Source organism: Actinomycetospora sp. NBRC 106378, assembly GCF_030269685.1.
GTDB lineage: Bacteria > Actinomycetota > Actinomycetes > Mycobacteriales > Pseudonocardiaceae > Actinomycetospora.
In genome coordinates this window covers 99,626-112,670 of the sequence record NZ_BSTT01000019.1, presented here as the reverse complement: position 1 = coordinate 112,670, position 13,045 = coordinate 99,626, and the positions used below count along the sequence as shown (strand labels likewise).

General features: G+C 73.8%; 11 protein-coding genes. 4 read left to right on the top strand and 7 right to left on the bottom strand.

Going from position 1 to position 13,045, the window contains the following annotated elements:
• Window positions 1-374 precede the first annotated feature (374 nt).
• The 4 genes from QSK00_RS27835 to gatC all read right to left on the bottom strand — a co-directional run bounded on the left by QSK00_RS27835 (window position 375) and on the right by gatC (window position 4,548).
• Window positions 375-914, bottom strand: a complete 540-nt coding sequence (locus QSK00_RS27835) for a hypothetical protein (RefSeq protein ID WP_285596287.1) — start codon at window positions 912-914, stop codon at window positions 375-377.
• Between the two features lie 303 nt (window positions 915-1,217).
• Entirely contained in the window at window positions 1,218-2,735 is a 1,518-nt protein-coding gene (gene gatB, locus QSK00_RS27830) for an Asp-tRNA(Asn)/Glu-tRNA(Gln) amidotransferase subunit GatB (protein ID WP_285596286.1), read from the bottom strand.
• Window positions 2,732-4,255: an Asp-tRNA(Asn)/Glu-tRNA(Gln) amidotransferase subunit GatA gene (gene gatA, locus QSK00_RS27825; protein WP_285596285.1), complete on the bottom strand. Its 1,524-nt coding sequence runs from the start codon at window positions 4,253-4,255 to the stop codon at window positions 2,732-2,734. Before gatA ends, gatB begins: the two co-directional genes overlap by 4 nt.
• Complete coding sequence (gene gatC / locus QSK00_RS27820) at window positions 4,252-4,548, bottom strand: Asp-tRNA(Asn)/Glu-tRNA(Gln) amidotransferase subunit GatC (RefSeq protein WP_285596284.1); 297 nt, start codon at window positions 4,546-4,548, stop codon at window positions 4,252-4,254. Before gatC ends, gatA begins: the two co-directional genes overlap by 4 nt.
• Before the next feature lie 303 nt (window positions 4,549-4,851).
• Here gatC and QSK00_RS27815 point away from each other — a divergent pair, with 303 nt between their 5' ends.
• On the top strand, window positions 4,852-5,529 hold the full coding sequence (locus QSK00_RS27815; RefSeq protein WP_285596283.1) for an ACT domain-containing protein: 678 nt from the start codon (window positions 4,852-4,854) through the stop codon (window positions 5,527-5,529).
• Between the two features lie 21 nt (window positions 5,530-5,550).
• On the opposite strand, the gene QSK00_RS27810 is transcribed toward QSK00_RS27815, so the two are convergent.
• From QSK00_RS27810 to QSK00_RS27800, 3 genes are all read right to left on the bottom strand, one after another.
• A complete protein-coding gene (locus QSK00_RS27810; protein WP_285596281.1) occupies window positions 5,551-6,363 on the bottom strand; it encodes a 3-keto-5-aminohexanoate cleavage protein in 813 nt (270 codons plus the stop codon).
• Between the two features lie 172 nt (window positions 6,364-6,535).
• Window positions 6,536-8,692, bottom strand: a complete 2,157-nt coding sequence (gene ligA / locus QSK00_RS27805) for an NAD-dependent DNA ligase LigA (protein ID WP_285596280.1) — start codon at window positions 8,690-8,692, stop codon at window positions 6,536-6,538.
• A 67-nt stretch (window positions 8,693-8,759) separates the two neighbouring features.
• Complete coding sequence (locus tag QSK00_RS27800; protein ID WP_502872087.1) at window positions 8,760-9,839, bottom strand: uroporphyrinogen decarboxylase/cobalamine-independent methonine synthase family protein; 1,080 nt, start codon at window positions 9,837-9,839, stop codon at window positions 8,760-8,762.
• A gap of 327 nt (window positions 9,840-10,166) precedes the next feature.
• Between QSK00_RS27800 and QSK00_RS27795 the strand changes: the two genes are divergently transcribed.
• From QSK00_RS27795 to QSK00_RS27785, 3 genes are read left to right on the top strand one after another with little or no spacing between them, the layout of a single operon-like run.
• Complete coding sequence (locus tag QSK00_RS27795) at window positions 10,167-10,988, top strand: 3-methyladenine DNA glycosylase (RefSeq protein ID WP_285596278.1); 822 nt, start codon at window positions 10,167-10,169, stop codon at window positions 10,986-10,988.
• Window positions 10,985-11,629, top strand: coding sequence for a nucleoside/nucleotide kinase family protein (locus tag QSK00_RS27790; protein WP_285596277.1), 645 nt, complete (start codon window positions 10,985-10,987; stop codon window positions 11,627-11,629). Before QSK00_RS27795 ends, QSK00_RS27790 begins: the two co-directional genes overlap by 4 nt.
• On the top strand, window positions 11,626-13,023 hold the full coding sequence (locus QSK00_RS27785) for an ATP-dependent 6-phosphofructokinase (RefSeq protein ID WP_285596275.1): 1,398 nt from the start codon (window positions 11,626-11,628) through the stop codon (window positions 13,021-13,023). The genes QSK00_RS27790 and QSK00_RS27785 overlap by 4 nt, the downstream gene beginning before the upstream one ends.
• The last annotated feature ends 22 nt before the right edge of the window (window positions 13,024-13,045 follow it).

Here is a 13,045-nt window from a genome sequence, read left to right as displayed (position 1 = left end):
GGCGACCGACACAACGACGCCCTCCGCGCCCTCAAACGACGCCTCGCCCGCGTCGTGTTCAACCTGCTCCTACAGACCGAACACACCCCAACCCCCGCTGCCGCTTGACATAGGAGCAGCTCGCGGCGGGGCCGGGGCGAGCCCCGTCCCCCGGACGCACCACGGCCCCGCCTCCACCCCGGGGCAGCGGGGAGGACGACGGGGCCGTGGGCTCGGGGAGCGGACGAGTGCGGACGGACGGGCCACCGACCGGGTCGGAGTCGGTCGGAGGGACCCGCCGTCCACGTCGCCGCGGGCCGGGTGGGGAGACCCGGCTCCCGACCCGCTTCCGGACCGATCGGGGAGGGCCGGTACGCGGGGCGGTCGGTGGAGGACTAGCCGAACGAGAGCAGGGAGGACTGCGTCGGCGCCTGCGACGCCGCCTTCGCGGTCCAGTGCCCGACGTCGTTGCGGCCGTTGTCCAGGGCGTGCTGGACATCGTCGCCCATGAGGCCGAACTGGTCGGACATCTCGTGCGGGGTCAGCCCGTCCTTCGAGGCGGCCGTCCAGTTGTACCGGGCGTGCTCGAGGTCGTTCTTGGTGTTGCTCAGCGCGTGGCCGCCGTCGGTGGCCATGTCGGCGAGGACCGAGGAGGACGCCGAGCTCTTCAGCGAGGAGGCGACGTCCGAGCCCTGGTGCTTCAGATCGCTGCCGTGGCTCTTCAGCGAGTCGGCGTCGACCTTCTTCGAGGCCTCGGTGAACTGGTGGGCACCGTCGGTGAGCTTGCCCTGGACCTCGTGGCCCGCGGACTGCGCCTGGTGGACGGTGGGCGCCTCGTGCGCGAACGCCATCGAGGCGGTGCCTCCGGCGACGACGGCGACGGCAGCGGCCGTGAAGGCGCCGCGGCCGGCGAGGCGGGCAGCCTGGGACGCCACGTGGGGAGCGTGGGGAGCGTGATGAGCGCCCATGCGAAGGCCTCCTCCTATCGGGGTGTACGGATACGACCGGTCGGCGGATCAAGCACTGACCCACCTGGAGTCCGGCTACGAACCGTTCTCCGCCGACTCCAACGGGCGACTACCGATCGGGTTACGGATCGGTCACGGTCGCCGTGTAAAAAGAGTGTTCCCGTCACCAGGTGTGACCGCTCCACACGGACGGTGATCTTGCCTGAACGCACGAACGGCACCCTCGCGGCATCGTTCGTGCGCGAGAGTGCCGTCGGTGGGAGGACGCCGTCAGGAGCCGGCGGCCACCCGCTCCAGCACCAGCGACTGCACGCGAGCGGCGTCGGCCTGCCCGCGCGTCGCCTTCATGACCGCGCCGACGATCGCGCCCGCGGCCTTCGTCTTCCCGGACCGGATCTTCTCCGCGATCGCGGGCTGGGCGGCGAGGGCCTCGTCGACCGCGGCGGTGAGTGCCGAGTCGTCGCTGACCACCGCGAGCCCGCGGCCCGCTACCACGTCGTCGGGGGCGCCCTCACCGGCGAGGACACCGTCGACGACCTGCCGGGCGAGCTTGTTCGTCAGCGTCCCCTCGGCCACCAGCGCGATCACGCGGGCCACGTCGGCCGGGGTGATGGCGAGCTCGGCGAGCTCCACGCCCGCCGTGTTGGCCTGCTGGGTCAGGTAGGAGACCCACCACGAGCGGGCCGACTCGGCCGGTGCCCCGGCTTCCACGGTGTCGGCGACCAGGTCCAGCGCGCCGGCGTTGACCAGGTCGCGGAGCTCCTCGTCGGAGATCCCCCACTCGGTCTGGATCCGCGCGCGACGCTCCCACGGCCGCTCGGGCAGCCCGGCCCGCAGCTCCTCCACCCACGCGGCGGACGGCTCGATCGGCACCAGGTCGGGCTCGGGGAAGAACCGGTAGTCGGCGAAGGTCTCCTTCGGGCGGCCGGCGGACGTGGTGCCGGACTGCTCGTCGAAGTGCCGCGTCTCCTGGGTGATCGTCCCGCCCGAGAGCAGCACGCCGGCGTGCCGACCCATCTCGTAGCGCACCGCCCGCTCGACCGAGCGCAGCGAGTTGACGTTCTTGGTCTCGGTGCGGGTGCCGAACTCGGTGGCCCCCTTCGGCATGAGCGAGACGTTGGCGTCGCAGCGCATCGAGCCCTGGTCCATGCGGACGTCGGAGACGCCGAGGCCCTGGATGACGTCGCGCAGGGCCGAGACGTAGGCCCGGGCGATCTCCGGCGCGCGGGTGCCCGCCCCGAGGATCGGCCTGGTGACGATCTCGATGAGCGGCACGCCCGCCCGGTTGTAGTCGAGCAGGGAGTACGAGGCGCCGTGGATGCGACCCGTCGCGCCGCCCATGTGCAGCGACTTGCCGGTGTCCTCCTCCATGTGCGCCCGCTCGATCTCCACCCGCCAGGTCGAGCCGTCGTCGAGCGGCACGTCGAGGTGGCCGTCGAAGACGATCGGGTCGTCGTACTGGGAGATCTGGAAGTTCTTCGGCATGTCCGGGTAGAAGTAGTTCTTCCGGGCGAAGCCGCTGCGCTCCCGGACCTGGCAGTTCAGCGCCAGGCCGATCTTCACCGCCCCCTCGACCGCGCGGGCGTTCACCCGCGGCAGCGAGCCCGGCAGGCCCAGGCACACCGGGCAGACGTGGGTGTTCGGCTCCGCCCCGAACTCGTTGCGGCAGCCGCAGAACATCTTGGTGGCGGTGTTGAGCTCCACGTGCACCTCGAGCCCCATCACGGGGTCGAAGCGCTCGCAGACCTCCTCGACGGTGTACGGGGCCGCGTCGACGGTGCTGGTCATGAGGTGGTCTCCAGGACGGCGGGCTCCGGGATGGTCTCGGCGAAGGGCGTTCCCGACGACGTGTCCCGGGCCAGCTCGTAGGCGGCCGCGACCCGGTAGGCGCGGTCGTCGGCGAGGGCCGGAGCCATGATCTGCAGGCCCACGGGGAGCCCGTCGTCGGCCGAGACGCCGCACGGCACGGACAGCGCGGCGTTGCCGGCCAGGTTCGTCGGGATCGTGCACAGGTCGGCGAGGTACATCGCGACCGGGTCGTCCACGCGTTCCCCGAGCGGGAAGGCGGTGACCGGCACGGTCGGCGACACCAGCACGTCGCAGTACTCGAAGGCGGCCGCGAAGTCCCGCACGATCAACGTGCGGGCCTTCTGGGCCTTGCCGTAGAGCGCGTCGTACGCCCCGGCCGACAGGGCGTGCGTGCCGATCATGATGCGGCGCTTGACCTCGGGGCCGAAGCCGGCCTCGCGGGTCAGGGACATGACCTCGTCGGTCGAGTGCGACCCGTCGTCGCCGATCCGCAGGCCGTAGCGCATCGCGTCGAAGCGGGCGAGGTTCGACGACGCCTCGCTCGGCGCGATGAGGTAGTAGGCCGGCACGGCGTAGGTGAACGAGGGGCAGTCGACCTCGACGACGTCCGCACCGAGGTCGGTGAGCACCCGCACCGCGTCGGTGAACGCGGCGAGCACGCCGGGCTGGTTGCCCTCGCCCGAGAGCTCCCGCACGACCCCGACCCGGACCCCGGCGAGGTCGCCGCGCGCCCCGGCGTAGGCGGCCTCGACGACGGGCGGCAGGGGCGCGTCGATGGAGGTCTGGTCGTTCGGGTCGTGCCCGCCGATCACCTCGTGCAGCAGCGCGGCGTCGAGCACGCTGCGCCCGAAGCTGCCGATCTGGTCCAGCGAGGACGAGAAGGCGACCAGGCCGTAGCGCGACACCGTGCCGTAGGTCGGCTTGACCCCGACGATGCCGGTGAAGGCCCCCGGCTGCCGGATGGAGCCGCCCGTGTCGGAGCCGATCGCGAGCGGGGTCTCGCCGGCCGCCGTCGCGGTCGCCGAGCCGCCGCTGGACCCGCCGGACACCCGGGAGGCGTCCCAGGGGTTGCGCACGGGACCGAAGGCGGAGTTCTCGTTGGAGCCGCCCATGGCGAACTCGTCGAGGTTGGTCTTGCCCAGCGGCACCAGCCCGCCGTCGCGCAGACGGCGCACGACCGTCGCGTCGTAGGGCGGGCGCCAGCCGTCGAGGATGTGCGAGGCGCACGTGGTGGGCATGTCGCTCGTGGCGACGTTGTCCTTGATCGCGACGGGGACGCCCGCGAGCGGCCCGCGGACGGTGCCGGCGGCGATCTCGGCGTCGACCGCCTCGGCCGCGGCGAGGGCGACCTCGCGGTCCACGTGCAGGAACGCGTTGAGCCCGCCGTCGACGGCCTCGATGCGGTCCAGGTGGGCCCGGGTCACCTCGACCGAGGAGACCTCGCGGGCCTGGACGCGCCGGGCGATCTCCGCGGCGGACAGACGGGTCAGCTCGCTCACTGCGACTCCCCCAGGATGCGCGGGACGCGGAAGCGCCCCTCCTCGGCCTCGGGCGCCCCGGCGAGTGCCGCCTCGCGGGACAGGCTCGGAGCGGGCTCGTCGGGCCGCAGGACGTTGGTCAACGGGGCGACGTGGCTGGTGGGCGGCACGTCGTCGGGTATGTCGGAGACGCGACCCAGGGTGTCGAGGATCGCGTCGATCTGACCGGAGAACACGTCGAGCTCGTCGTCGGTGACGGCCAGGCGGGCCAGTCGGGCCAGGTGCGCGACGTCGGAGCGCGTGATGTCGGACATGATCCTCCGTGTGGGGAGACGGAGCGCGGTGGAGCTCGACCCCTCGAGATCGTCGATCCCGCGCGCGGGGGCGCGGGCGTACCGATCCAGTCTAGGCGTCGGCCGGCCGGGGGAGGTTTGCCGGGACCGCCACCGGGCCACCTCCCGCCGAGCGGCGCACGGCGGCCCACCCCGACCCCGCCCTCCTCGCTCACGGACCGCGCGGCTGGCACACTCGCCGCGCCCGACGACGGGTCGCCGCGGGCTCCTCGACGGAGGCGATCCCGGGCGCCCGGGTGACGCTCGACGAAGGACGGAGGCGACGTGACCTACCTGCTGCGGGTGGTGCTCCCCGACCGGCCGGGCACCCTCGGCGCGGTCGCGTCGGCCCTCGGCGTCGAGGGCGCGGACATCCTCAGCGTCGACGTGGTGGAACGTCATCAGGGGCAGGCGGTGGACGACCTCGTGGTCGACCTGCCCTCGGCCCGGCCGCCCGACGTGCTGATCACCGCGGCGGAATCGGTCCGTGACGTGGTCGTCGAGTCGGTCCGGCCGTTCTTCGGCCCGCTCGACACCGCCCGCGAACTCGAGCTGGTGGAGAGCGTCGCCGCCGCCCCCGAGGACGGCATCGCCCTGCTCGTCGACGCCGTCCCGCGGATCTTCCGGTCGGCCTGGGCGCTCGTGGTCGAGGCGTCGAGCGGGGACGTGTGGAGCGACGGCGGTACCCGGGTGCGCCGGGTGGCGGCGAGTTCCGCGGCTCCGGAGACCGAGGCACAGACGCTGCCGTGGCTGCCGCTGGTCAAGGCCACCGTGCTCGACCCGGCCGCCGGGCAGTCGGTGCCCTCGGCCTGGACCGACCTCGACACGGAGCTGGCCGCGGCGCCGCTGGGACGATCCGACCGGGCGCTCGTGGTGGGCCGCCCGGGCGGTCCCGGGTTCCGGCCGTCGGAGCTGGCGCGTCTCTCGCACCTGGCGGGCATCGTCGCCACGATGACGGGCTGAGCATCCCGCCCGCGATCGGACTCAGCGGCGGTGGTCGGGCCGCCCGCGCAGGCCGAACCCGCCGAAGTTGGAGCCCCAGCCGGACCGCCGTCGTTCGGCGAGGCGCGGGGTGACCGCCTGCCCGAGGGCGTAGCGCACGAGCTCCTCGTTGCCGGTGGCGAGCCACGTGCCGTCCGGGCCCTTGAGGGTGTCCTCGAAGCCGATGCGGGTGTCGAGGTTGTTGCGGCGGGCGTAGTCGAGCACCGGCCAGGCGCCGCCCTCCTCGCCGTGCAGCAGGATCGGGACCTGCATCGGGCCGAGGGCCTTGAGGATGCGCACCGCCTCGGCGACGGCGGTCTCCGGGTCGGTCACCGTGACCTCGGCGAGCACCCGCACGGTGCCGGCGGGGACGCCGGCCTGCTTGAGCTGCACCGCGTCGCCGGTGGTCCACACGCCGAGCTCGATGCCGATCCCCACCGAGTCGAGCGCCTCGCACACGATCTCCCAGCCGCGCTCGTGCACGTTCACCGAGGCGACGTCCGGCCGGGCGTGATGGGGCAGGCGGGCCCACTGCTGCACGAGCTCGGTGCGTTTGAACGGGTTCGGCTCGACCCAGCGGGCCGTGGTGACGCCGATCTCCATCGACGGCGCGGCCTGGCGGATCGCCGACACGACGGCGCCGATGGGGCCCGGGTCGAGGCTCTCCTGACCGTCGACGTCGCGGGGGTGCACGTGGAAGCTCGTGACCCCGAGGGCCGCGACGGCCCGGGCGTCCCGCGCGAGGTGGCGCGGCGTCATCGGGACGGCGGGGTAGACGTCGGCGGGGCGGGCGCCGTTGGGGCAGCACTGCAGCACCGTGGCGCCACCTCCCCTCTCGACCGTGCCCGGAGTGACCCGAGTGCGTCCAGTCTTCAACCTCTCGGGTGTCGACGGCAACGTCTGCACGTGCGTCTGCACGCATTTCCCGCAATGCCACCCGTCCGCCCCAGCGGCGGTCACTCTGCGGCATCCAGTGTGCCCGGGGCGTCTAGCCCTCCCCGTCCTGCTCGTCGGGAGCCGCCGCCGTCTCGCCGTCGCCGATCTGGGCCACCGCCCGCGCCGCCTCCGGACCCTGCTCGAGCAGCACACGGAAACCCGGCTCGTCGAGGATCGGGACCTTCGCGGCCACCGCCTTGTCGTACTTCGAGCCGGGCTCGTCACCCACCACCACGAAGGCCGTCTTCTTCGACACCGAGCCCGCCGCACGACCACCGCGGGCCAGGATCGCCTCCTTCGCCTCGTCGCGGGAGAAGTCCGGCAGCGAGCCGGTGACCACGATCGAGAGGCCCTCGAGCGTGCGCGGGGTCGACTCGTCGACCTCCTCGGCCAGGTCCACCCCGGCGGCCCGCCACTTCTCGACGACCTCGCGGTGCCAGTCGACGGCGAACCACTCGCGCACGGCGGCCGCGATCGTCGGGCCGACCCCGTCGACGCCGGCCAGCTCCTCCTCGGAGGCCGCGTCGATCGCCTCGACCGACCGGAAGTGCCGCGCGAGCGCCTGCGCCGCCGTGGGCCCCACGTGGCGGATGGACAGGCCGACCAGGACCTTCCACAGCGGGCGGTGTTTCGCGCTCTCGAGGTTGGCGAGCAGCTTGCGCCCGTTCGCCGACAGGTTCCCCGCCTTCGTGCGGAAGAGCGGGACCTGCTCGAGCTGCTCCTCGGTCAGCGCGAAGACGTCGCCCTCGTCGTGCAGCGCGCCCGACTGCAGCAGCGCCGTCGCCGCCTCGTAGCCCAGCACCTCGATGTCGAACGCGCCCCGGCCCGCCACGTGGAACAGCCGCTCCCGCAGCTGGGCCGGGCAGGACCGGGAGTTGGGGCAGCGGAGGTCCTTGTCGCCCTCGCGCATCTGGCGCAGCTCGGTGCCGCACTCCGGGCAGTGGGTGGGCATGACGAAGGCGTGCTCGCTGCCGTCGCGCGCCTCGACGACCGGCCCGAGCACCTCGGGGATGACGTCGCCCGCCTTCCGGATGATCACCCGGTCGCCGATGAGCACGCCCTTGCGCTCGACCTCGCCCGCGTTGTGCAGCGTCGCCATCGACACGGTGGAGCCCGCGACGAGCACCGGGTCCATCTCCGCGAAGGGGGTGACCCGACCGGTGCGCCCGACGTTGACGCTGATGTTCCGCAGCGTGGTGGTGGCCTGCTCCGGCGGGTACTTGTAGGCGATCGCCCACCGCGGCGCGCGCGAGGTGGAGCCCAGCCGCCGCTGCAGGGAGACGTCGTCGACCTTCACCACCACGCCGTCGATCTCGTGCTCGGCGTCGTGCCGGTGCTCGCCCCACCACCGGGTGTGCTCGATGACCGCGTCGACCCCGTGCAGCACGCGGGTGTGGGTCGAGACCGGGAGGCCCCAGGCGGCGAGGGCGTCGTAGGCCTGGGACTGGCGCTCGGGCGTGAAGCCGCGCCGCTTGCCCAGGCCGTGGCAGATGAGGCGCAGCGGCCGGGTCGCGGTGACCCGCGGGTCCTTCTGCCGCAGGCTGCCCGCCGCGGAGTTCCGCGGGTTCGCGAACGGCTGCTTGCCGACCGCCACGAGCCCGGCGTTCAGCTCCTCGAAGTCCCCCACGCGGAAGAACACCTCACCGCGGACCTCCAGCAGCTCGGGCACCGGGAACTCGTCGGTGCCCGTGAGCTCGGTGGGCACGTCGGCGAGCGTGCGCATGTTCAGCGTGATGTCCTCGCCGGTGCGCCCGTCCCCCCGCGTCAGTGCCCGGGTGAGATGGCCGTTCTCGTAGAGCAGGTTGCAGGCGAGGCCGTCGATCTTGAGCTCGCAGAGGTACTGCAGCTCCTCGGTCGGGAAGTCCAGCTCCCGCTGCACTCGCAGCACCCACTCGCGCAGTTCCTCGGGCTCGAACGCGTTGTCCAGCGAGAGCATGCGCTCGAGGTGGTCCACCGCGACGAAGTCGGTGGAGAACCCGCCCCCCACCCGCTGGGTGGGGCTCGCGGGCGTGACGAGCGAGGGGTACTGCTCCTCGAGCCGCTGCAGCTCGCCGAACAGCTCGTCGAACTCGCCGTCGGTGACGATCGGCGCGTCGAGCACGTAGTAGCGGAACTGGTGGTCGGCCACGAGCTCGGCCAGCTCCTTGTGCCGCGCCAGCACGTCGGCCGGCACGTCCGGGGAGGTCAAGGCAGGGGTCTCGCTGCTCACGGGGCCGAGGGTAGCCAAGGGGTCCGACAACCACGCCCGATCCGGAGGAGGCTCCCCCGGACCGGTCTCACCAGGACGACGGCGGATCCGCGAACGCCTCGGCCAGCTCCACCGTCCGCGCCATCGCGGTGCGGGCCCACGCGGGCGTGGCCCCCGCGAGCCCGCAGGTCGGGGTGACGACGGCGCGGTCGGCCAGCCGGGCCCGGTCGAACCCGAGCCGGTCGGCCAGGTCGAGCGCCGGCCGGGCCAGCGCGCCGAGCTCCGGCGCCGGTCCCTCGGACCGGGAGGGCACCAGACCGAGCCACAGCTCCCGGCCGGCGTCCCACTGCTCCCCGACGGCGTCCAGCACCGCGCCGGAGCGGTCCAGCGCCGACAGGTCCACCGCGAGCCCGTCCACCCCGGTCGCCCCGAGCAGGGCGAGCGGCGGCGTCGGGTGGCAGCAGTGCGCCACCACGGCCACCGCACCGGCGTCGCGCGCCGCGTCGACGAGGACCGCGAGACCCGCCCGCGCGTCCGCGCCGGACACCGATCGGACCGTGCCGTACCCGCTGGGCGTCGACAGCGTGCCCGCGAGCACCGCGGGCAGCGTCGGCTCGTCGATCTGCACGACGACGTCCGCCCCGGTCCGCCGGGCCAGCTCGGCGACGTGCCCGCGCAGCCCCTCGGCGAGGCTCGCGGTGAACTCCGCGACCGCGCCCCGGTCGGTGAGCGCCCGGTTGCCCGACCGCAGCTCCACCCCCGCGCACAGCGTCCACGGGCCGGCGACCTGGGTCTTCACCCGGCGGGGCGCCGCCCCGGTCTCGCCGATCGTCGAGTCCAGCGCGTCGACGTCCCGCGCGAGCAGGTCGACCCCACGCCGGTGCTGCGCGCCCGGCCGGGAGCTCACCCGGTAGCCCGACGGCCACACCTCGACAGCCAGGTCCACCAGCAGCGCGGCCGCCCGCCCGACCATGTCCGCACCGACCCCCCGGTCGGGCAGCTCGGCGACGTGCGGGAACGCCGGCAGCTCGCCCACCACCGTCCGGGCCGCCTCGTCATGATCGACACCGGGCAGCGACCCGATCCCGGTGGCACGCTCCTCGGGGCGCAGGGGCTCCTCGGGAGCCTCGACCGCAGGCACGGTCCCGTCGTCGGGAAGATCGCTCACCCCGCCAGGTGTACCAGGGAGGACCGTGCCGGACCGCAACGGACGGATGCTCGGCGTCGGTGCGGTCAGCGGGGTCGTCGGCGGTCTGCTCGGCGCGCGGGGATGGCGGTGCGCGAGACGGTGCTGCTGCTCCGGCGCCGACGGCGGTCCGGTCCCGACGGCGGGTAGCGCGGCCGGCCGGCGGGCGTGGCGCGCTGCTGACGTCGGGTGTCGGCCGTGGGCCACCGCTGACGTCCGGCGCCGACGACGGGTGGGACGGCCGGTGCGGCGGATTGCACCACCGGTGACGCACTCCGCCGCACTCGCCCCTGGCACCCTGGAGCCGCGATGCTCCACCTCGACGAACCCACCTGGCGGGCCCGCGCCGGCGCCCACGCCGCGCGCGCCGACGCGCTGACGGCCGCGCACCGGGCCCGGCGGGAACGCCACGAGACGCATCCCGTCGAGGACTTCCTCTACACCTACTACCCGACGCGGCCGAACCGCCTGCGCGTCTGGCACCCGGGACCCGGGGTCGTCCTGGAGCACTCCGACCGGGCGGGCTGGAAGCACTACGCCCCCGACGGCGGGCACGTCGACCCGACGACGATCCGCCCGGCCACCGTCGCGTTCGTCCGGAGCCTGCTGCGGGCCACCGCGTCCCGCACGGCGCACCTCGGCTGTTTCGGGCTGCACGAGTGGGCCATGGTCTACCGCGCCGACGCGACCCGGCACCCCGTCCCGCTCCGACTCGGCGCCGACGGCACCGACGCCGTCGTGGAGCAGCACCGGATCCGGTGCACGCACTTCGACGCCTACCGCTTCTTCACCGACGAGGCCGCGCCCCGCAACGTCGAGACCCCGACCCGCGAGCGGCAGGCAGAGCTGGAGCAGCCGGGCTGCCTGCACGCGACGATGGACCTCTACAAGTGGGCGACGAAGCTCGGCCCGCTCGTGCCCGGGGAGCTGCTGCTGGACTGCTTCGAGCTCGCCCGCGACGTCCGGGTGCTCGACATGCGGGCCTCGCCCTACGACCTCGCCGACCACGGCTACGAGCCCGTGCGCATCGAGACGGCCGCCGGCAAGGCGACCTACGCGCAGGCCCAGCAGGGGTTCGCGGACCGGGGCGCGGACCTGCGCGCACGGCTCCTGACGGTGCTCCCTTCGTGACCGTCGACGACCTCGTCGCCCGGGCACGGCGGCTGATCCGCGACGACCGCCGCGCCCTGCTCGGCATCGCCGGCGCGCCGGGCGCGGGGAAGACGACGCTCGCGCTCGCCCTGGTCGAGGCGCTCGGGCCCGAGGCCGTGCACGTCCCGATGGACGGCTTCCACCTCGCCGACGTCGAGCTCGAGCGGCTGGGCCGTCGCGACCGCAAGGGCGCGCCGGACACCTTCGACGCCGGCGGGTACGCCGCCCTCCTGGCCCGGCTGCGCGTCAGCGACCCGCCGTCGGGAACGATCTACGCCCCGGCCTTCGACCGGGAGATCGAACAGCCCATCGCTGGATCGATCCCGGTAGCCTCCTCCTGCCGCCTGGTGGTCAGCGAGGGGAACTACCTCCTCGTCGACGACCCGGCCTGGCGGGCCGTGCGCGCCCGCTTCGACGAGGTATGGTTCCACGGGACCGACGAGGTCCTGCGGCGTATGCGCCTGGTCGAGCGCCACGTACGGTTCGGGAAGTCCCGCGACGAGGCCGTCGCGTGGGTGGAGGCCGTCGACGAGCCGAACGCTCGTCTGATCGAGACCACCCGTCCCCGCGCCGATCTCGTCGTCACGGAGGACGGGCCGACGCGACCGGAGGACCGATGACGGCGACCGCAGGCGACGACGCGGGCCTGGCCGATGACATCAAGGCCGACGACCTCGCCATCGAGACCCTCGGACCCGCCCGGATCACCTCGCCCCTCTCCCCGCTGCTCGACGCCAGCCGCGGCACCACCGAGCACTACGTCGACTCCGGCGACCGGGTGCTGCTCGACGACACGGCCGCCGGCATCAGGGCGCGCGGCGTCTCGCTGGAGGACCTGCCCGGTCTCGAGCCCTGCGGTCCCCGGCGGCAGATCTACTTCGACCCCTCGAAGACCCGCGCCGGCATCGTCACCTGCGGCGGGCTGTGCCCGGGCCTGAACGACGTCGTCGCCGGGCTCGTCCGCACGCTGACCTACCACTACGGCGTGCGCCGGGTCGTCGGCTTCCGCAACGGCTACCGGGGCTTCGTCTCCTCCTACGGCCACGACGTCGTCGAGCTGACGCCGGAGTCGGTGCGCGACTCACCGGTCGACGGCGGCACGTTCCTCGGCACCTCCCGCGGCCCGCAGGACCCCGAGGAGATCGTCGACTGTCTCGAGCAGATGCACCTCAACGTGCTGTTCGTGATCGGCGGGGACGGCACGATGCGCGGCGCGATGGAGATCGCCCGCGTGATCCGGGAGCGCGGGCTGCGGATCGCCGTGGTCGGCATCCCGAAGACCATCGACAACGACATCCCCTTCATCGACCAGAGCTTCGGCTTCCAGACGGCGTTCGCCGAGGCCAGCGACGCCATCCGGTCGATGACGGTGGAGGCGAAGTCCACCCCGGGCGGGGTCGGGCTGGTCAAGCTCATGGGCCGCCACTCCGGCTTCATCGCCTGCTACGCCGCGCTCGTGCGCTCCGACGCCGACGCCGTGCTCATCCCCGAGGTGCCCTTCGAGCTCGACGGCGAGACCGGGCTGCTCGAGCACCTGCGCAAGCGGGTCGCCACTCGCGGCCACGCGGTGGTGGTGGTCGCGGAGGGCGCGGGCCAGGACCTGCTCCCCGCGGTCGGGCGCACCGACGCCTCCGGGAACACGAAGCTCGCCGACATCGGCCCCTGGCTCTCCGAACGCATCACCGACCACTTCGCGAGCGCCGGTGAGGAGACCTCGGTGCGCTACGTCGACCCGAGCTACCTCATCCGCAGCGTCCCGGCGAACCCGTACGACAGCGTCTACACCGTCCGGCTCTCGCACGCCGCGGTGCACGCCGCGATGTCCGGGCGGACCGCGATGGTGGTCGGCCGGGTGCGCCGCCGGTTCGTGCACATCCCGATGAGCCTCGCCGTCAGCCGCCGCAACCAGGTCGACCCGCACGGCGACCTGTGGATGGCCGTGCTGGAGTCGACCGGGCAGCCGTGGCGGTTCGGCGAGGACTCGGGCGCACCGACCCGGGCGCCGCACGCCTGAGCACCACGACGGGGACACGGGC

Bases quoted from the DNA above. Each gene is read 5' to 3' on its own strand.
- gatB (WP_285596286.1), bottom strand. From the start codon at position 2,735: ATGACCAGCACCGTCGACGCGGCCCCGTACACCGTCGAGGAGGTCTGC.
- gatC (WP_285596284.1), bottom strand. From the start codon at position 4,548: ATGTCCGACATCACGCGCTCCGACGTCGCGCACCTGGCCCGACTGGCC.
- QSK00_RS27795 (WP_285596278.1), top strand. From the start codon at position 10,167: ATGCTCCACCTCGACGAACCCACCTGGCGGGCCCGCGCCGGCGCCCAC.
- QSK00_RS27785 (WP_285596275.1), top strand. From the start codon at position 11,626: ATGACGGCGACCGCAGGCGACGACGCGGGCCTGGCCGATGACATCAAG.